Origin of the sequence: Streptomyces chartreusis (genome assembly GCF_008704715.1) — a bacterium.
GTDB classification, from domain to species: domain Bacteria; phylum Actinomycetota; class Actinomycetes; order Streptomycetales; family Streptomycetaceae; genus Streptomyces; species Streptomyces chartreusis.
In genome coordinates this window covers 402,582-422,347 of the sequence record NZ_CP023689.1, presented here as the reverse complement: position 1 = coordinate 422,347, position 19,766 = coordinate 402,582, and the positions used below count along the sequence as shown (strand labels likewise).

Below are 19,766 nucleotides of genomic sequence, written 5' to 3'. Positions count from 1 at the left end.
GGGAGGTCTCACACGGTGTACAACGGCACGTCCTCGCCTGGACTACTCGGGTCGGCAGCACGGTAATGGCGACCGGTGGCGCCGTTCCACCGAATTACGGCTGCCGAGCAGTCACTCGCCGTCCGGGTTCGCCTGCCGCCGTTCCCACCACCACAGCCCGCTCGCTCGATGGTCGTGCTCGAAACCGGGGCCGAGCGGCCCCACCCGCTCGATCGCATCGGCGGTACGAGGGTCGTCCCGGAGGGCGAGACCGTACGCGGCTTCCAGGCGTACGAGTTGACTGTCCTCGCCGAGCAACGCGACCAAGGCGTCGGCGACGGCGGGCGTACGGTCCGAGGACGCGGCCAACTGCACGGCCGCCGAACCTCGCAGGTCGGGATCCGCGTCCTCGGCCAGTAGCAGCAGGGCCCGGATGACCTCCGGGAAGAGCGCGTCGTCCCGCATGCTCGCCGTGCACGCCCTGAGACGCACCAGCCCGTCCGGATCGTCCCGCATGAGGGCGAGCAGCGCGGCCCGGGCCTCGGGCGTGCGGGAAGTGCCCTCCGGGCAGAGGGCGTACGGCACCTCACGGCGTACACGCGGGTCGGGATGGCCGGCATGGCGAAGGCCGATGGCCTCCTGGTCCGGATGGTCGTGCCCGGTGTAGATGTCGAGGACCATCGCGAGCATCTCGGCGTCGGTCTCCTCGACTGCCCAGCCGGCCAGGAGGTCACTGTCCTTCTTGACGTGGTGCGGGTCGGTCTCGATGAACTCCCGTGTCCGCAGGTAATCCAGCACGAACCGGCGACTCTTCGGGTCCGCCCGGTGCCGGTGGGCCACCACGTCGGACCATGTCTCGAAGCTGCGCCGCTGGGCGAGGATCCAGCGGACCGTGGACCAGTCCACATGCTCGCTGTCCGGCTGCGCGACGGCGCGGGTGATCAGTTCGTCGACCGGGGTCAGCACGCGGAAGGCCCACTCCAGCGATGTCAGGATGGCGCCGTGCCCGGCCCGTACGACTAGGCCGCTGAGCGAAACCTGCTCGACCCAGTCGTACTCGTCGTCCTGAACCCGGACCGTCGTGGCCGGACCTGTCGCGCCCGTCCTGCGCCGCAGCTCCTCGGCCGCGCCCGTCTCGTACCGGCTCCGCGCGAAGGCGAGCAGCCGGTCACGGTCTGGCTCCGGAATCCGCAGCCGCGGTTCCCTGCCCAGCACCGCCGAGAAGACGGCCGCGGAACCACCGTCGACGGCTCGCCACAGCGGGGTGGTCCCGTCCGGCAGCGGCAGATCAGGATCCGAGCCACCCTCCACCAGCACAGCGGCGACCGGCTCGTCATACGCCGCCACCGCCACGCACAACAACGGCAGCCCGTCCGCGTCCAGCGTGTTCGGATCGGCGCCCTCGTCCAGCAGATCCCGCACCGCCTCGGCGTCCCCTGCCCGAACCGCCGAGCCGAGCCGATCGTCGAGCCCGCCGTCGCCCATGTTCCGCCCCCTGTCCGAACTGCAGTGCCATTCTGCCGTGGAGACTCCTCCCCGACTGATTCAGATCGCATTCCCGGGTACCCGGGGTCCCGCACGCCGGGGAGGACCGGTCCGTCGAGAGCGGTCGGTCTCGCCCTGGAACTGAGCGAGGAGGATCCGTGAGCACGGTCAAGGAAGCAATCGACGTACACGTCTCGCTGCGCAAGGCGTACGACCAGTGGACCCAGTTCGAGGAGTTCCCGAACTTCATGGAGGGCGTCGACGAGGTCACGCAGCTGGACGACCGGCACAACCACTGGATCACCAGCATCGGAGGGGTGCGGCGCGAGTTCGACACGGAGATCGTCGACCAGCTCGCGGACGACCGGATCACCTGGCGGTCCGTCGACGGCGACACCCGGCAGCGCGGCTCGGTCCGCTTCGAGCCCCTTGACGACATGCACACCCGGGTCGAGCTCACGATGGACGTCGAGCCCACGGGCATGGCCGAGAAGGGCGCCGACGCACTGGGCCTGATCGACCGGCGGGTGAAGGGCGACCTGCGCCGCTTCAAGGACTACGTCGAGAGCGGCGGCGCCGACAGCGACGGCTGGCGCGGACGCATCCGGCCCGAGAACCCGGGTTCGGTGCTCTGAGGGAGCGCTGCGAACGTGCCGCGAGGCGGCCGTGACCCCCGGCAGGGGTGTGGCGGGCGTGATGGCACGATGTGGGGATGGTGGCGAATCAGTCCTGGTCAGGGCTTCATGGAGACCTGCTCGCGGCGAAGACATCGGTGTACGACCCGAGTGGCTTCGCCTGCTCGCAGCCGGTGCCCGAACCGGAGAGTGCCGAGTACGCGGCGCACGCGTTCACGCTCGACGGGCTGTCGGTCAGGTTCCGCGTGGCCAAGACGACTCCGACCAAGGTCGGCCAGTTCGTCACCGTGTGGCAGCGATCCGAAGAAGGCCCGATCCGGCCCTTCGATGTCGAAGACGGGATCGATCTCGTCGTCATCAGCAGCCGGGACAGCGGCCACTTCGGGCAGTTCGTCTTTCCGCGCGAGGAGTTGGGCCGGCGTGGAGTCATGTCCCGCGATGGCTCCGACGGCAAACGAGGGTTCCGTGTGTACCCGCCGTGGGTGACCACGACCAGTCGCCAGGCGGGCAGCTCGCAGGCGTGGCAGGTGCGGCACTTTCTCGATCTCGGGGAGGGGGAGCCCGTCGACGCGGCGCGTGCCCGGGCTCTCTATCACCCTTAGGTGCGTGAACGCTCCAGCGATCCGACGTTCGCTGTTCGACTGCGCCGCGCCTGCGCCGATCGGCTCAGGCGCGGCGCGCCTCGGTCGTGGGAGCGGCGGCCTGTGGAGGATCGGTGAGGCGGGCCGCCCGGCATCGCCCCACGCGTGAAGAGGTACGGCCATGAATCTCCTCGACCACCCGCTGAACCGGTGTCTCCCGCTCGCCCACAGCTTCCGCGTCACGAGGACGGCCCGGTGATGTGCGCCGCCTGCGGGGACGCGCCGGGCGGCGGTCGCTACGGCGAGGCCGTCTTCCGTCCCGAACAGGCCGGCGAGGGCGAGCGGATCGACTTCGGTGCCCTCGCCTACGACGACATCACGATGGCGAGGCTGCGGGCACTCGGGGCAGGTCCCGGCTGGCGTTGCCTCGACGTGGGTGCCGGCACGGGCACCGTCTCCCGCCGGCTGCTGGACGAGGCCGGGGTGGAGAGCGTGCTCGCCGTGGACCGTGACGTACGGTTCCTCGCCGAGCGGCCCGGGCTCGACGTGCTGCAGGCCGACATCACCGCCCCCGACTCCGTCCACGGCAGGTTCCAGCTCGTCCACGCGCGCTTCGTGCTCATGCACCTGCCCGAGCCTGAAAGCCTGATCGCCGCTCTGGCCGACCTCGTCGCTCCCGGTGGGGTGTTGGTGCTCAGCGACGCCGTCGATCTGACCAGCGATCGGACACCCGTCACGCCGTACACCACCGTGATGCGGGCGATGTGGGAGGGGTTGCGGGCCACCATCGGTACCGACGTCTCCCGGGTGCCGTCGTACCCACATCTGTTGCGTGGGACGGGACTTGAGTCCGCCGCCGCCGAGATCCATGTGCCGCCTCTGGTGCCGGGGAGTCCCATCAGCCGGTTCTGGGCGGACACTTGGAAGCGGAGCAGGGCGGCGATGCTCGCCACCGGTCTGGTCGACGACGCGGCCGTGGACGCGGGCGTCCGCTACCTGGACTCCGACGAGTGCGCCGCCCTGTCCGGCGGCATGCTCACCGCTTGGGGCTGGAAGGCCGAGGAGGAATCCCCGTCCTGATTCTTCGAGCTGCTCACTGACCCTTCTCGAAGAACATGTCGATCAGGCCCTGGGCCGTGTTGGCCTCCGAGTCGACCCGGTGGATCTCGGCGTCCTCGGACGCGGCGATCTCGGCGCTGCGCGGGAACATGACCTGCTCGTACTCGGTGAGCGCGGCCTCGATGTCGTCGGGGCGCGCGGCTATGGCCCTGCCGAGTTCGGCGCCGTCGAGCATGGCGAGGTTGGCGCCTTCGCCGTTCGGGATGGCGAGGTGGGCGGCGTCGCCGAGCAGCGTGACCCCGGGCACCCGGTCCCACCTGTGGTCGGTCGGCAGGGCGTAGTGCGGGCGCAGGACCGGCGCGGTGTCCGTGTCGGTGATCAGCGCGGTGAGCTCCGGCGCCCAGTCGGCGAACTCCGCGGCGATCCGTGCGGTCGCCGATTCGGGATCGGTGAAGTCGATCGCGGCGAACCAGTCCAGCGGCTCGGCCAGCGCCACATAGATGTGCAGGGTGTCGCCGCTCTCCCGGTGCGCGAAGAACTGCCTGCCCGGCGAAGGCGCGATCATCGAACCGCCACCCACCGCCTTCGCAGCGGCGGGATGCCGGGTGTCGGCGTCGTAGAGGTAGGTCTCCACGACCGATGTCCCGGCGTACTCGGGCGTGGCGGCGGACAGCAGCGGCCGCACCCGTGACCACGCACCGTCCGCGCCGACCAGCAGGTCGGCGGTGACAGTGGTGCCGTCGGCGAACGTCACCTCGTGACGACCCTCGCCCAGGGCGCGCGTGCCGGTGACCTTGTGCCCCCACCGGACCGTGCCGGCCGGCAGCGAGTCGATCAGCATCTGCCGCAGCTCGCCGCGCATCACCTCGGGGCGTCCGCCCGTGCCGTCGTCGGCTTCTTCGAACAGGACGGTCCCGTCCCGGTCGAGGACCCGCATCGCCTGGCGGCCCTCCAGGACGATGGCGTGGAACTCGTCCATCAGACCGGCCGCCTCGACGGCGAGCTGCCCGTTGTAGTCGTGGATGTCGAGCATTCCACCCTGCGTACGCGCCGACGGGGAGGGATCGGCCTCGTAGACCGTGGCCGGGATTCCGTGGACGAGCAGGACGCGGGCCAGGGTGAGGCCGCCGAGTCCGGCGCCGATGACCGTGACGGGAGTATGCATGGTCGCTCCTTCGGGATCGGGCCGACCGGTGTGCTCCGGCCGGCTGTCCCTGAAAGGTGCCAAGCCCCGCCGACGAGCCACCGATATCGGACCGACAGCCCTGACGGACGACCGACACGGCCGGCCAGCGCCCCGCTCCTCGAGAACAGTCCTCGCGGTCGTCCGGTCACAAGGTGTGTGCCGCGGAACCAGGCCGTGTGCAGGCCTGCCGCGGGGTGAGAGGCTCGTGATCGCCGGTGCAGACGACGACAGCCTCCACGGGTGCACCGCAGTCACGGTGGAGGACCTCCAGCGGCGGCCCCTCGGCGTCAGCCGTGTGCCGGTCCCCCCACTGCTTCAGGGCGATCATCACCGGCCACAGTTCCCAGCCCTTGCCGGTGAGCCGGTACTCGTGCCGGGTCCGGTGGCCCGCCTCGCGGTACGGCACGGTCTCCAGGACCCCGGCGGCGACCAGTTTGCGCAGCCGGTCCGCCAGTACCGCCTCCGACAGCCCCACGTGCCGGCGGAAGTCGTCGAAGCGGCGCACGCCGTTCATGGCGTCGCGCAGCACGAGCAGCGACCACTTCTCGCCGATCAGATCGAGGGTGCGCTGCACCGTGCAGTTCTCGGTGCTCGTCTCCAACCAGGTCATGACGCCATCGTAGGCTGGCTTCGCCATTGACAGCCAGCTCCCCGCACGGCTAACTTCGATTATCGAAGCCAGACGGGGAGGAACAGACGTATGACGAGGTCACGCACATACGAGTGGCAGGATCCGAGCATTTCCGCGGCCGACGTCGGCCAGGAGAGCGGCCTCGACTTCCTGCGCAAGGTGCTGAGCGGACGCCTGCCCGCCCCGCCCATCGCCGCGACCCTGGGTTTCACCCTGGACCAGGTCGAGTTCGGTCACGCCGTGTTCGCCCTGGCGCCGGGGGAGGAGCACTACAACCCCATCGGCAGCGTCCACGGCGGCGTCTACGCCACGCTCCTGGACTCGGCCGCCGGCTGTGCCGTGCAGTCCGTGCTCCCGGCCGGCATGGGGTACACCTCGCTCGACCTGAACGTGAAGTTCCTGCGCCCGATCACCGTCGACAGCGGCAAGGTCCGGGCCGTCGGCACCGTACTCAACCACGGTCGCCGCACCGCCCTGGCCCAGGCCGAACTGCTCGATTCCGACGACCGTCTGCTGGCCCACGCCACCAGCAGCTGCATGCTTTTCCCCGTCCCGCCGAGCTGACAGCGGCAACCCCACCCCTTCGGCCCACCGACCGCGCCCCGGTACAACCTCCGGCCCGCTCGCTGGTCTGACTCATCGGGGTGTTCATGGGATCGCAGCAGCAGATCGCCTTCTTCCTAAGGGAGTTGGAGGACGGCGACACCTGGCGGCGCGCCGCCGCGGCGAAAGGGCTGGGCCGGATCGGGCGGGACGAGCACGCCTGGGTGCTCGTCGGATTCGCCGATGACCGGGCGGCCGAGGTGCGTGAGGGCGTGGCCGCGGGACTGGGCCGCCTCGGGGTGGCCGAGGCAGGCCACGCGGTTCTTCCCGGCCTGATGGGCGACGAGGATCCTTGGGTACGGCGCCGGGCCTCGCGCTCCGCGATCCTGCTCGGGCTCGACGGGCCGGCGATCGTGGACGCCTTCTCTCGTCTGCTGCGGGACCCCGATCACCACCTGCGGATCAACGCCCTGGACGGCCTGCGAGCGCTGGGCGTGCCCGGTGATGTCGGCGCGCTCCTGGCGCTTCTGGGGGACCCGGACTGGGCCGTGTGGGGGCGCGCCCGCAGCCTGGTGTTCGACTTCCGCAAGGACCCGGCCGTCGGCGCCGAGCTGGTCCGTACGGCGGAGCAGGGCACGGCGGACGCTCGCGTGCTGGCTCTCGAACTGCTCCCGGAACAGTGGACCGAGCGCATCCGCGATTCGCTCGTGACGGGCCTGAGAGACGAAGCGCCTCAGGTGCGGAGCACGGTGGCCCGCCGACTGGCCGACATGGAGGACAAACGGAGCCGGGACGCCTTGGCCGAGGCGCTGGAGGCCGAACAGGACGCCGGTGTCGCGGAGTTGCTGATACGGCTGCTCGCCGAACGGGGCGACGAGCGGGTGACCGGACCGGCGATCCGATGGCTCGGCGATGCCGCCGCCGGGTCGTCGGCGGCGGCCGCGCTCGGAGCCGTAGGGACACGGGTGGCCGTCCATGTGCTGCGTACGGCCGTGACGGACGGCGCGCTGCTCGGCCGTACGCGTGCGGACGCCGCGAAGGGCATCGGGCAGGCGGGGCGTTGGGACGCCGTGTGGCTGCTGCTTCCGCTGCTGGACGACCCCGACGGTGTTGTGCGCGCGGGTGCGGTAACGGGCCTGGACACGCTGGTCGCCGATGGGCTGCGCTTCTGGGAACGCCATTCCGTGGCACGGGCGTTGGTGGACCACCTCGCCGCCGACCCGGACACGGTCTGGCAGACGCACAACGCGCTCATCGGTCTGGCGGAGGCACTGCCAGGGCTCCGGCGGATCGTGGACCGGACCCCCTCGGCCGACGTCCGTGCCGCCGCGCTGTCGCTCCTCGACACGCACAACGCCACCGACGGGGACACCGAACACGACCTCGCCCGCTTCGTCCGCGCCCTCGACGACCCGGACGAGACGGTCCGCCACCACGCCGCCGAGGGCCTGGCCCACTGGGTGGTGAGCACGGGCACCCGGCCGCGGGACGAGCAGCGGTTGCGCGCCCGGCTCACCGCCCTCGCCGCGGGCGCCTCGCAGGCGGAGACCCGTGCGGTGGCCGAGGAGGCGCTGCGAGCGCTGGACGGGTGCGGTCGCTTCTCGGCGTGACCGGGAAGGCGGGGGGCGACTGCACCCATGCCGTGGAGCCCGGGTGAAAACCCTGTGGAAGCGGTGTCGGTGGTGCCGTTTATGCTGCCCCAGATGATCACGCGGGACCCAGGGGAGGGCGCGGCATGTTCGGCAAGCTGTTCGGTAGGGACGCGGAGAGACCGGCGGCGGATCCGCATGTCCTTCCCGCACGCAAGCAGAAGCACGGGACGTACGCGCTGCGTGCCCTGGGGGACACGCGGGTGCTCGCGTTGGTCGAGGCCGCCGACGCGGGTGACTGGCCGGCGGTGAAGGCGGCGCTGGCCCCCTTCGACCTCGGCCGTGAGCAGGCGGTCCTCGGGCAACTGGCCGTCGTGGACGGTGTGGAGGAGTGGATCGTCCGGGCCGCCGACGAGGACAAGGGCGACACGGAGCTCCGGGCGACCGCCCTGCTCATATCGGGCGCGCGCCATGTCTCCTGGGGCTGGGAGGCGCGTACGTCCGCCCGAGCCGTGGACGTCAGCCGTGACCAGTGGCAGACGTTCTACGAGCGGCTGCGCATCGCCGAGGAGCACCTGCTAGAGGCCGCCGAGCTGCGGCCCGACTGGGTCACGCCGTGGCGCCATCTGCTCACCTCGGGACGCGGCATGTCTCTCGACGACAGCGTCCAGGAGGCCCGGCTCGCGGCGGGTCTGCGCCGTGATCCGCTGAACCTTGACCTCCACCTGGAGTGGGTGTCGCACCTCCAGCCCCGCTGGGGCGGAGAGCCGGGCCAGGCCACGGAGTTCGCCCAGAAGGCCTTCGCCGCCGCGCCCGACGGGCACCGGCTCGGCTGTGTCGTCGCCATGGCACGTATCGAGGAGTGGGTGGAGTCCGAAGACCGCGACTGCCTCCAGCAGCCCCGGATCCGGACCGAGTTGAGGGAGGCCGCGGAGCGCAGCATCCTGCACCACGCGTACGAGCGCCGCCTGGGCTGGCAGGGCGACTACAACATCTTCGCCATGGCCCTCTCGCTGGCGGGCAGCAGCAAGGCCTCCAATGTCTTCCGCGAGCTGAACGGTGTGATCACCGAGTGGCCGTGGACCTTCATGGCGGCGCCGGAGAAGGCGTACGCGCGCTTCCGCAAGGCCTTCTGACCGCCCCGGCCGCACTGGCTGCACCGGTCGCACCGGTCGCACCGGCCTCACTGACCGCACCGGCCACCTGGCCACCCGGCCGCACCAGCAACCCGGCCCCCGGCCACACGGCCGCACCGGCAACCCGGCCACCCGTCCGCATCAGCCACCCGTCCGCACCGGCCACTTGGCCACGTCGGTTTCTCGGTCACACCGTCACCGCCCGCCCTCGGCCGGTCCCACGGACCACCGCCCACCCCTGCCGTTCCCTTCACCCCGGACTGCCCCATGCCCTTGCGCGACACCTCCGCCGACCACGCCGCCACCGACCGCACCTTCCAGGTCGACCTCCGCGGCCTGGTGGACCTCCTCTCCCATCACCTCTACTCCAGCCCTCGCGTCTACCTGCGCGAACTCCTGCAGAACGCGGTCGACGCCCTCACCGCACGGCACGCCGTCGAGCCCCACGGCGACTTCGGCATCCGCCTCTACGCCGACGGCAAGGTCGTACGCGTCGAGGACGACGGCGTCGGTCTCACCGAGGCCGACGTGCACACGTTCCTCGCCACGATCGGCCGCAGCAGCAAGCGCGCGATGGGGGTGCCCCCGGCCGAGCCAATTCGAGGCTGGGGGAGGATCGCCGAGCAACGCGCCGACTTCATCGGCCAGTTCGGCATCGGCCTGCTGTCCTGCTTCCTGGTCGCCGACGAGATCCACGTCCTCAGCCGCTCCGCCCGCACCCCCGACGCCCCCGCCGTGGAGTGGCGCGGACGCGGCGACGGCAGCTACACCGTCCGTACCCTGCCCGCCTCCGACCGCCCCCGACCGGGCACCACCGTCACCCTGACCCCGCGGTCCGACGCGGGCGAATGGACGCGCCCGCAGCAGGTGCACGCGCTGGCCCGGCACTTCGGCTCGCTGCTGCGCCACCCGGTGACCTTCGACGACGGTTCGGGCGGCGCGGCCGCGCCCGTCAATCCCGAGCCGGCGCCCTGGGCGCGCAGCTTCCCCACGCCGGGAGCCAGGTCCCGTGCGCTGGCGGCGTACGGCGAGGAGGTCTTCGGGTTCACCCCGCTCGACACCATCGAACTGGACCTGCCGGCCGTCGGCCTGAAGGGCATCGCGTGTGTGCTGCCCGAAGCGGTGCCCGCCGGACGTCGCCACGGCCACCGCGTGCACGTCAAGGGCATGCTGCTGTCCGAGCAGGCCGAGGAGATCCTGCCGGAGTGGGCGTTCTTCGTACGCTGCGTCGTCGACGCGGAGAGCCTGCGCCCGACGGCGTCCCGCGAGTCCCTCTACGAGGACGCCACCCTCGCCGCCGTCCGCGACGCCCTCGCCGAGCGGCTGCGCGAGTGGATCGCCCGTGCCGCCGCCAGCGACCCGGACCTGCTCGGCCGCTTCCTCCAGACCCACCATCTGGCCGTGAAGTCGCTCGCGGTGCACGACGACGAGATCCTGCGGATGCTGCTGCCCTGGCTGCCGTTCGAGACCACCGACGGGCACACCACCCTCGACGAGTTCGCACGCACCCACCGCACCGTGCTCGTGACGTCCAGCGTGGAGGAGTTCCGGCAGGTCGCGGCGATCGCCTCGGCCGCCGGACTCGGAGTCGTCAACGGCGGCTACACCTACGACCGTGAACTGGTCCACCGGATGCCCGAGATCAGGCCGGAGGTCAGTGTCGCCGACCTCGACCCGGCGACCCTCACCGCCCACCTCGACCCCGTGGACCGGGAGACGGAACTCGCCGCCGCGCCCTACCTGGCGCAGGCCCGCGACGCGCTCGCCGTCTTCGACTGCGACGTCGCCCTGCGCACCTTCCAGCCCGCGTCCGCCCCCGCCCTCCTCGTCGACAGCCGCGAGGCCCGGCACGAACGCACCCGCTCCCGGCTCGCCCGCGAGCAGGAGGGCGGACTGTGGGGCGACATCCTCGGCGCGCTGCGCCAGGAGGCACCGCGGGCCCAGCTGATCCTCAACCAGCTCAACCCGCTGGTCCGCACCGCCGTCGCCATCGACGAGCCCGAGCTGGCCCGCACCAGCGCCGAAGCCCTCTACGGGCAGGCCGTGATGCTGTCCCGACGTCCCCTCAGGCCCGCCGAGTCGAGCCTGATCAACCGCTCCTTCCTCGACCTTCTCGCCCACGCCCTCCGCAAGGACAGCTGACGATGCCGACCGCACCCCAGAACACCGACGAGCTGTACCAGGCGCTCCAGGAGAACGACCGGCGCCCCTACGGCCGCACCCGCACCGTCACAGCCGAGGAACTCGTCGACGCCGCCGAGCAGTTCGACGAGCCCCGCGCGCTGGTCCACGCCCTCCTCGAACTCCAGGAGGCGTACACCTACGGCTCCGAACCCCGGAAGTCGCCCGTCGTCTTCGCCCGCCTGCTCAATCTCTTCGACGAGCAGCCCGACGTGTTCGACGACCGCCTGCGCCACCTGCTGTTCTGGCGTTTCAAGTGGGTCGGCCACGCCCTGCGCCAGCTGCCCGAGGTACCGCTGACCGGACTGCGCCAGTGGCTGACGGAGATGCGCGACCGGTACGAGAAGGCGGACCTCGGCCTCCAGCCCTACTACGGGCAGGCCTACCAGCTCGCCGCCCACCTGGGCGAGGGCGCCACCCCCGCCTACGAGCTGTGGGCGAGCCGCACCCGCACCCAGCTCAGCGACTGCGAGGCCTGTGAGATCTGCGAACGCGCCCTGTACCACCTCATGGAGGGCGACGACGAGCGGGCGCTGAGCGTGTGGGAACCCGTGCTGGCCGGCAAGGAGTCCTGCCAGGAGGAGCCGGCCCGCTCCGTGTCGTACGCGCTGCTGCCCCTGCTGCGCACCGGCCGCACCGACCGGGCCCGGGAACTGCACCTCGCCGGCTACCGCGGCTGCCGCCGCAACCCCTCCATGTCCCAGGAGGTCGGCCGGCACCTGGAGTTCTGCGCGCTGACCGGCAACGAAGCCCGAGGCCTGGAACTGCTCGCCGAGAACCGGATCATGTTCGACGAGGTCGACTCGCCGCTCGATCAGCTCGGCTTCCTCACCGGAGCGGAGGTCCTCCTCCAGCGCGTCGAGAGCCTCGGCCACGGCGAACTGCCCGCCGCCGGTTACGCCGGCCGCACCTGGACGGTGGCCGACCTGCGCGCCGAGGTACGCCGTCGCGCCGACGACCTCGCCGCCCGCTTCGACGCCCGCAACGGAACCACGGCCCACGCCGACCGCCGCCGGGCCCGCCTCGACCGCGCCCCGCTCGTGGACACACTGGAACTGACCCTGCGCGCCCGCGCCCTGGACGACGTGGCCCCGGCCGCTGCCGTCCCGGCGACCGCGCCGACCTCCCGTACGGCCGCCGCAGTCCCCGACGCGCTCCCCGAACTGATCGTCCGCGCACGGGCGTTGGACGAGCAGGGCCACCCGGACGCACAGGCCTGCTGGGCGCGCCTGCGCACCCTCGTCGCCGCCCGCGACTACACCCACCCCGACGACCCGGCCGTCGGCCCGCTCGTGCGGCTGCGTGCCGACCTGCTGGCCGAGGAGGCGAGCCGGGCGGGCGACAAGGACGAGTTCACCGACGCCGCCGACCTCCACGAGGAGGCCGCGGCTCTGTACGACGACGCCGGGGAGGCGGGGCAGGCGGCGGTGGCTCGGGCCTGTGCGCTCCTTGCGGTGGCCGAGAAGGCTGTGGCGGATGCGTCCGCTGGGAAGGCCGCGGAGGGCGCCGAGGTACCGGCCGGGAACGCCGGGCAGGACGCCGACGTACCGGCCGAGAACGCCACCCAGAGCACGGACGCGCCCTCGGAGAACGCCGGGGAGGACGTCGACGCAACCGACCCGAAGGCCGCCGCGCTGACCGCGGCCCACGCGTCCATGGTCCGCCTGTACGAGGAGACCCCCGACCTCACTCCGTCCCAGGAGGCCCGCCTCCTCCGCCTCCGGGCCACCGCACTCGGCCTGCGCCTCCAGACGTCGAGGAGCGAGGAGCACGCAGCCCCGGTTCAGGCCGAGGTCGACAAGCTGTTCGCGTTCGCCACCGAGCACGACATCGCCGTACAGGTGTCGGGCGCGCTGCTGCTGCGGACCAGCACGCACGCCCTCTCCGGCGACCTGCCCGCCGCGGTCACCGAGATCGACGCACTCCTGGACCGGCTGAAGTCGGAAGGCCCCGCCTGGCACCTGCCCCGCACGCTCGGCCTGCGCGGCCGGCTCCAGCTCGCTCTCCACGACGCGCAGGCCGCTCAGGCGGACCTGGCCGAAGGCCTGCGCCTGGCCGCCGAATGGCCCGCCGACGCGGTGGGCACCGCCCGTCTGCACGGCGACCTGGCCGAAGCCGTCATGCACCTCGGCCGCCCCGATGAGGCCCTGCACCACCTGACGCGCTCGGCGGAACTGGAGCTACGCCAAGGCAGCCGTACGGACGCGTACTGCACCTACAGCAACGCGGCTCAGCTCAGCCTCGACCTGGGCCGCGTCGAGGACTGCATAGCCCTGCTCGACTCGCTGCTCGCGGAGCCGGACGTGGCCGCTGGCGAAGTCGACGACCGACTGGTCGCCCAACTGCGCCTCACCCGTGCCCGCGCGCTGCACGCGGGGGAGGACCTCAAGGCCGCCACGGCGGAGTTCGTCGCCCTCGCCGCCGAGTCGGCGGGCTGGGACGACGACCCGGGAAGCCACGCGATGATCGCCGCGGAGACGGCCGTACTCCTTGGCGAGTCAGGCGAGTTCGACCGGGCCCGCGAGGCCGCGGACCAGGCACTCGCCGCTCACGCCCGCGCCCCGCGCTACGAGCACCTCAGCAACAGCCTGCGCGAACTCGCCCGCCTCCAGGCCCAACAGCAGGGCCCGCACGGCCTGGACAGCGCCCGCGCCTTCCTCACGGAGGCCGGCCGAATCGCCGACGAGGCGCGCACCGCCGAGTTCGAGACCCACGGCCGCTCCCTGGAAACCGCCCTGGCATACGAACACGGACGGGTGGCGGCCTACGCCGGCGAGTACGAGGAAGCCCTCATCGCCCTGGACAAGGCTCTCGCGCTGCTCGGCGACCCGAACCAGGACGACGACGCCGGCGAATGGGCCGAGTGCGTCCGCCTCGCAGGCGCAGTGGAGGGCCTCTACCTGGAACGCCCCGCTCCTGCCCTGATCCGCCTCGACGCAGCGATCGACCTGTTGACGGCTTTGGGCCACACGGAGGAGGCCGAGGCACTGACGTCGTTGGCGACCCGCCTGCGCGACGAGTAGGGGCGGGTCGGTGCCGGGGCGAGGTGTGCAACCGCCCCGGCACACCCGGGCCGACGACCGCGACCGCGGAGAGCCGGCCGACCTCCTTCTCAGGGCATTGGAGCGGAGGTCAGCCGAGGAAGTCCCGAAGGACGGCGGCCATTTCTTCAGGGGCTTCGAAGGGCCAGAAGTGGCCCGAGTCGAAGAGATGCACATCGCTGCCTTCCGGGAGCTTCGCCACCACGTCGGGATCGGTGTAGAACTCGCGGGGCTGGAGAGGGTCGTCGGCCCCCTGGAGCAGCAGTACGGGGCACTTCCACTGGGAGATGAGCCGGGTGCGTCGATCGATCCATTCCTGCCGGAACGACGAAGAGTTGAAGTAACGGGGGACGGCGGTGTTGATGCCGTCGTAGCTGAACTCCTGAACGGTTCGAACGAGGTCTGACACCTTCACTTCGCGTTCGCCGAGCACGGAGTACGCGGTGACGACGATGCGGCGGGCATCGGCCAGCACCGCCGGGGCCTCGGGCGAGGTGAACATGTCCTGCTGCGGATGCAGGTCGGGGTGGAGATGCCAGAGGTGCTGCTGCCCCCGGCCGTAGCGGATGACACGGCTGCCCATGCGTGCCACGAGGTGGTCGCCGACCGGTGTTCCCCTGTCGTGCGTTACCAGGCTGAACCTCTCTATCCGAAGCTGGTCCAGTAGCGCTTCCAGCTGGATGGCGACTCCCTCCTGGCGGAAGTCGCCGGTGCCCTTCTCCGACTGGCCGTAGCCCTTCAGGTCGATGGCCAGGCAGCGGAAGTCGGAGCCGAGGGCCTCGATGGCGTAGTGCCACTGCCACCACGAGTCGGGTACGCCATGGAGGAACACGACGACAGGTGCGTCGAGGGGGCCGCCCTCCACGTAGTGCCAGCGCACGGTTTCGCCGTCGCCGGGGGCGTCCAAAAAGCGGTGCGTGACAGTGACCTCGCCCAGCCGCTCCTGATCGCCGTCTGCTTCCGGTGCACGGGGTGGTGTTTCGGGCAGCTCGGCCACGAGTTGGTCCACGCGCGACAGTCTGTCCACCGCTTCCTCCAGGCCCGTGCGGACACGGGGCGGGGGCGGTGTGTAGGCGTACGCGGTTGCGTGCTGTGACATCACGAAGTCCTCCAGGGTGTCCCTGCTCGGCGAGGCAACACTGAATCTTTCTTCAGTAATGATGGAATCATCAGGAAGTAGAGGCGTCAAGGAATCGGTACTGCTTGCGGGCGGCATGTGTGACGCGCTGAGTGGCCGGAGCCGCTGCCTCAGCGCCGCAACGCCGCCCTGGCCGGCAGCGTCACCGCCACCAGGCCCAGGGCCACCGCGCCCCCGGCAAAGGCTGCGTAGACGAGCGGAGGTACGTACGGCCCCTCGCCCGTCAGGCCGCGCATCATCGGAATCAGGGTCGCTGCCGCGATGGCCGTGCCGAGGGCGATGCCGGCCAGAGCCACCAGCAGGCCTTCCCAGCGGAGCATGCGCATGACCTGGCGTCGGGTGGAGCCGATGAGGCGGAGTGTGCCGAGTTCGCGGCGGCGGTCGAGGACGGTCATCACGAGGGTGTTGGCGGCGGCGACGGCCGCGAAGCCGCCGAGTACGGCGGCCATCGTGTAGTTGGCCCAAGCGTTGAGTTCGCGGTCGGTGTTCTGCTCGACGGCGTAGCCGGAGGCGTCGGTGACCTCGCCGAGTGAGGCGAGGGCCTTCGCGTTTCCGCCCCGTATCAGCAGTGTGCTGTCGAAGGGCGAGGTGACGTGGGGTGCGAGGGAGGCGCGGTCCATGGTCACGGCGGCGAGGCCGAGCCCGCGGCCGTAAACGGCCACGACCTCGTGGTCGGTCCTGGTGCCGTCCGGGAGGTAGAGGGGCAGCTTGTCGCCCACCCCGACCTTCGCCGACGCGGCGAGCGTCTTGTCGATGGCGATCCGGCCCTTGCCTACGCGGTCCAGGCTGCCGCCGCGTACGTCGAGGTCCTGCACCCTTGCGAGCTGCTCGCCGGAGCCCGAGATTCCCTGCGTCGACGAGCCTTGCAGCCATCGGTCGCCGCCGGAGCCGACTGGCACCAGCACCTGCGTTTCGAGCAGGCCCACGGCCGCGTCGACGCCGGGTGCGCGGGCGGCCCGGGCGGCGGCGTCGATCGGCAGCCCGGCGGGGTCCGTGACCACGTGGTCCGCGGTGACGCCGGCCCGTAGCTGCTCCGCGGCGACATGGCTCTCGCTGGTGTGCATGAAGACGAGGGTCGAGGCGAAGGCCATGGCCAGCACGATCGGGGTGATCGCGGAGGCCAACCGGCGAGCGTTCGTACGAGAGTTGGCGGCGGCCAGTGACGCCGAGGCGTCGCCGACGCTCAGCGCGAGCCCGAACAGTGCCGCGCACAGCCGCGCCACCAGCGGGCCGAGCAGCGCGACGGCGAGCATGAAGAGCATGACGACGCCGAGAGCCGCGTTGGCGGCATCGTCCCCGGCCGAACGGGCGGCCACGACCGTCAGGAACCCACCGCCGACCAGGGCGCCCAAGCCCAGCAGGATCCGGATCACGCCCGGCCGCAGCCGCTCCACCGACGCCTCGGCGAGCGCCTGCCCCGGCTTGATCTTCGACGGGCGACGCCCCGCCGCCCAGCCGGCCCCGAGTGCGGTCAGCAGACCGGTGCCGACCGCGACGACGAGCGGGATCCAGGAGAATTGCAGCTCCACGGCGTCCGGGATGGCCCCGCGGTCCTTCAGCTGGCCGAACCACCAGTGCGCGAGCCCGATTCCGGGCAGGCAGCCGAGCAGCCCGGCGAGCGGCGCGACGAGCACCGCCTCGGCGGCGACCGCGCGGCGGATCTGCCGCGGGGTGGCGCCGACGGCACGCAGCAGCGCGAACTCGCGAGCACGCTGGGCGACGGACAGCGCGACCGTCCCGGACGCCGTGAAGACGGCGACCGTCGCGGCGATCCCGCCGAAGGAGCCGCCGAGCCCGGTCAGCATCTCCTTGGCGTACCCGAGCCCCCGGTCCTCGACGGCGCCGCGGCCGTCGCCGGTGTGCACCTCGGCGCCGGAGCCGGCGAGCGCCTTCTTCACACCGGCGGCGAGAACATCGGCGTCCGTACCGTCCTTGGCCAGTACGGCGATCGCGTCGGCCTTTCCGGGATGCCCGGCGAGCGCGGGGGAGCGGGCGTCGGCGAACCATGCGACGGCGCCCTCGGCCACGTCGCCGGAGCCGGCCTTCGCCAGCCCTGACAAACGGAAGTCGGCCCGGCCGATTGCGGTTTCGAGGGTGACGGTGTCGCCTAGGTCGGCTCGCTCGTCGGACGCTGCGAGCACGACCTCGCCCGTGCGGGGCGCAACCCCGGACGTGAGCACGGCACCGGTGAAGGCGTGCGACCCCCAGCCGTGGCCGGTCAGCACGCCGTCCCCTTGGCGCACCGGGAACGTGAAGTCCGGCACCGCCGCCTCGACGCCGTGCACGCGCGCCGCCCTTTCCGCCAACGCCGCGTCCAAGCGCGCCGTGTCCGGCAGTGGGTCGGCCGACTCGGACCGGCTGTCACCGCTGCCCGTGACGAAGCGGGCGTACTGGTCCGCCGCCGCGACGACCGGCGCCTTCGCATACCGCTCCGGCGGCACCGAGGCGCGAACGCCCGTCTCCAGGAGGATGCCGCAGGCGGAGACGATCAGCGCCGACATCATCAGCGCGACGAACGTGCCCGCGAACGACGCCGGTTTGAAGCGCACGGCCGCGCGGGCGAGGCCGTTGGGGACGAAGCTCCTCACGCCGCGGCCCCCACCATGGCGCCCGTGCGGGAGGTGAGAGCGGCCATCCGGGCCGCGATCTGCTCCGCCGAGCCGCGGTCGAGGGCGCCGGCGAAGGCACCGTCCGCGAGGAACAGCACTCGGTCGGCCCACGCGGCCGCGACCGGGTCGTGGGTGACCATGACGACGGTCGCCCCCAGCGCGTCCACCGCCTGCCGGAGCAGGCCGAGCACCTCGGCGGCGGTACCCGTGTCCAAGGCCCCCGTGGGCTCGTCCGCGAAGATCACGTCCGGGCTTGTGACCAGGGCACGCGCGATGGCGACCCGCTGCTGCTGGCCGCCCGAGAGCTCGCCGGGCCGGGACCGCGCCTTGTCGGCGAGCCCGACCTGCGCGAGCACCGCGGCCGCCCGGCGGCGGTCCTGGCGCTGCCCGGCGAGGCGCATCGGGAGCAGCACGTTCTGCTCGGCGGTGAGGGACGGCAGCAGGTTGAAGGCCTGGAAGACGAAGCCGAGGCGGCTGCGGCGCAGCTCGGTGAGCTGGTTCTCGCGCATGCGTGTGATCTCCGTACCGCCGAGCCGCACGGAGCCGGCCGTCGGACGGTCGAGACCGGCGGCACATTGGAGGAAGGTGGACTTGCCGGAGCCGGAGGGACCCATGACAGCGGTGAACGTGCCGCGCGAGAGCGCGAGGTCGACGCCTGCGAGCGCGTGCACGGCGCCGGCGCCCCGGCCGTACCGCCGACGGACGCCGCGCAGTTCGACGGCGAGACCGGGCGTGCCCTGTGCCTCCGGCCGGTCGTCCGTCTCCCGCCGCTTGCCCTTGCGCAGCCCCATGGTCCGCCCTCTCGCGATCTCTTCCAGCCGATACCTCGAAGCTACGGATCACGGTCGTCGCAGGCCATGGTGGTTGCCGGCGCATCCTGGGTGGGGATAACCCGAGGCGCGGCAGGGGGCGGGCCGTGCCGTCCGCGACACCCAAGCCCGGGTGAACCCGTGCCGCCGTGGACGACGACGAGGGGCATGTACCGGCCCCGGGGCCGGTCCGGGATCATGAATCATGCTCCGGGATGACTGGCAACTCACCGACGACGTCCACGACTTCCTCGCCCGAGCCGGGGACTTCCTGCGTTCGAGGCCCGCCGTGCACAACACACCGCTCACCGACCTTGAGAAACTGCGAACACGCGGCGCGGAACCGTACGGGACCGAAGTCAACGTCCTCGGCCGACTGGACTCAGGAGGCGAGACTCACGCCGTCTTCTACCGCACTCCCCGCGGATACCTGAGCATCACCCCCCTCTCCGCCGAGCAGACCGGCACCCTCGCCGCTCACCTGGCCGGCCTCGGCCACCGCCCCTCCGGTGTCATCGCGGAGCACGACACCGCCACCGCCTTCGCCGAGGCATGGCAGCGGCACACGGGCGCAGCGCCGACCCCCTTCTGGCGGACCCACCTCTACCGAATCGGCACGCTCACCCCACCGCGACCGCATCCAGAGGGCCGGGGACGGGGCGCGAGCGCGCAGGACCATGAGCAAGTCGTGCGCTGGTGCCGCGAGTTCTGCGTCGACGTCCGCGAGCAGCCTTCCATCGACTTGATCGACGCGGGCTCATGGGCCGACTCGCGCTTCGGCGACCGGCACTTCACATTCTGGGAGACCCCGGACGGCATCCCGGTCTCCATGGCCGCCGCCACCTCGATCGTCGCCGGCATGATCCGTATCGACCCGGTCTACACCCCGGCCCACCTCCGTGGCCACGGCTACGCGGCGGCCGTGACCGTCGAGGTGAGCCGGGCCGCGCTGGCCGCCGGTGCGACGGACGTCGTCCTGTACACGGACCCGACCAACCCCACCAGCAATGCCCTCTACCAGCGCCTCGGATACGTCCGCATCGCCGACTTCACCGGATACAAGTTCCGTTACGGCACACCGGAAGCCGTATAGGTCCCCGCCCGCCACGAAAGCTGGGCGTCGGCCACGGAAGTCCTGCCCGTAGTGGCCGACGCCCGACGGCT

General features: G+C 71.8%; 15 protein-coding genes. 9 read left to right on the top strand and 6 right to left on the bottom strand.

Annotated elements, in window-relative coordinates; translation table 11 throughout:
- Window positions 1-111 precede the first annotated feature (111 nt).
- Complete coding sequence (locus CP983_RS01645) at window positions 112-1,464, bottom strand: HEAT repeat domain-containing protein (protein ID WP_150498226.1); 1,353 nt, start codon at window positions 1,462-1,464, stop codon at window positions 112-114.
- A 158-nt stretch (window positions 1,465-1,622) separates the two neighbouring features.
- On the opposite strand from CP983_RS01645, the gene CP983_RS01640 reads away from it, so the two are divergent.
- From CP983_RS01640 to CP983_RS01630, 3 genes are all read left to right on the top strand, one after another.
- The gene (locus tag CP983_RS01640; protein WP_125524168.1) at window positions 1,623-2,099 is read left to right on the top strand and encodes an SRPBCC family protein; all 477 of its coding nucleotides are present in this window, start codon (window positions 1,623-1,625) and stop codon (window positions 2,097-2,099) included.
- 77 nt (window positions 2,100-2,176) lie between these two features.
- Window positions 2,177-2,701: a MepB family protein gene (locus CP983_RS01635; protein ID WP_150498225.1), complete on the top strand. Its 525-nt coding sequence runs from the start codon at window positions 2,177-2,179 to the stop codon at window positions 2,699-2,701.
- A 237-nt stretch (window positions 2,702-2,938) separates the two neighbouring features.
- Window positions 2,939-3,760, top strand: coding sequence for a class I SAM-dependent methyltransferase (locus CP983_RS01630; RefSeq protein WP_150498224.1), 822 nt, complete (start codon window positions 2,939-2,941; stop codon window positions 3,758-3,760).
- Window positions 3,761-3,773: 13 nt separating this feature from the next.
- Here the strand turns inward: CP983_RS01630 and CP983_RS01625 are convergent, their stop codons facing one another.
- Complete coding sequence (locus CP983_RS01625; protein ID WP_150498223.1) at window positions 3,774-4,904, bottom strand: FAD-dependent oxidoreductase; 1,131 nt, start codon at window positions 4,902-4,904, stop codon at window positions 3,774-3,776.
- 166 nt (window positions 4,905-5,070) lie between these two features.
- Window positions 5,071-5,535 carry a winged helix-turn-helix transcriptional regulator gene (locus CP983_RS01620; protein WP_150498222.1) on the bottom strand — a complete coding sequence of 155 codons (465 nt, stop codon included), beginning with the start codon at window positions 5,533-5,535 and terminating at the stop codon, window positions 5,071-5,073.
- Between the two features lie 90 nt (window positions 5,536-5,625).
- Between CP983_RS01620 and CP983_RS01615 the strand changes: the two genes are divergently transcribed.
- From CP983_RS01615 to CP983_RS01595, 5 genes are all read left to right on the top strand, one after another.
- Window positions 5,626-6,120: a PaaI family thioesterase gene (locus CP983_RS01615; RefSeq protein ID WP_107910600.1), complete on the top strand. Its 495-nt coding sequence runs from the start codon at window positions 5,626-5,628 to the stop codon at window positions 6,118-6,120.
- A gap of 86 nt (window positions 6,121-6,206) precedes the next feature.
- Window positions 6,207-7,709, top strand: a complete 1,503-nt coding sequence (locus CP983_RS01610; protein WP_150498221.1) for a HEAT repeat domain-containing protein — start codon at window positions 6,207-6,209, stop codon at window positions 7,707-7,709.
- Window positions 7,710-7,834: 125 nt separating this feature from the next.
- Window positions 7,835-8,824, top strand: coding sequence for a hypothetical protein (locus CP983_RS01605; protein ID WP_150498220.1), 990 nt, complete (start codon window positions 7,835-7,837; stop codon window positions 8,822-8,824).
- Window positions 8,825-9,091: 267 nt separating this feature from the next.
- Window positions 9,092-10,966, top strand: coding sequence for an HSP90 family protein (locus CP983_RS01600; RefSeq protein ID WP_150498219.1), 1,875 nt, complete (start codon window positions 9,092-9,094; stop codon window positions 10,964-10,966).
- 2 nt (window positions 10,967-10,968) lie between these two features.
- Window positions 10,969-14,028 carry a hypothetical protein gene (locus CP983_RS01595; RefSeq protein WP_150498218.1) on the top strand — a complete coding sequence of 1,020 codons (3,060 nt, stop codon included), beginning with the start codon at window positions 10,969-10,971 and terminating at the stop codon, window positions 14,026-14,028.
- A 109-nt stretch (window positions 14,029-14,137) separates the two neighbouring features.
- Here the strand turns inward: CP983_RS01595 and CP983_RS01590 are convergent, their stop codons facing one another.
- The 3 genes from CP983_RS01590 to CP983_RS01580 all read right to left on the bottom strand — a co-directional run bounded on the left by CP983_RS01590 (window position 14,138) and on the right by CP983_RS01580 (window position 18,584).
- Complete coding sequence (locus CP983_RS01590; RefSeq protein ID WP_167537631.1) at window positions 14,138-15,145, bottom strand: alpha/beta fold hydrolase; 1,008 nt, start codon at window positions 15,143-15,145, stop codon at window positions 14,138-14,140.
- A gap of 149 nt (window positions 15,146-15,294) precedes the next feature.
- Window positions 15,295-17,772: an ABC transporter permease gene (locus CP983_RS01585; protein ID WP_150498216.1), complete on the bottom strand. Its 2,478-nt coding sequence runs from the start codon at window positions 17,770-17,772 to the stop codon at window positions 15,295-15,297.
- Window positions 17,769-18,584, bottom strand: coding sequence for an ABC transporter ATP-binding protein (locus CP983_RS01580; RefSeq protein WP_150498215.1), 816 nt, complete (start codon window positions 18,582-18,584; stop codon window positions 17,769-17,771). The genes CP983_RS01585 and CP983_RS01580 overlap by 4 nt, the downstream gene beginning before the upstream one ends.
- A 223-nt stretch (window positions 18,585-18,807) precedes the next feature.
- Between CP983_RS01580 and CP983_RS01575 the strand changes: the two genes are divergently transcribed.
- Window positions 18,808-19,695 carry a GNAT family N-acetyltransferase gene (locus CP983_RS01575; RefSeq protein WP_150498214.1) on the top strand — a complete coding sequence of 296 codons (888 nt, stop codon included), beginning with the start codon at window positions 18,808-18,810 and terminating at the stop codon, window positions 19,693-19,695.
- Window positions 19,696-19,766 lie beyond the last annotated feature (71 nt).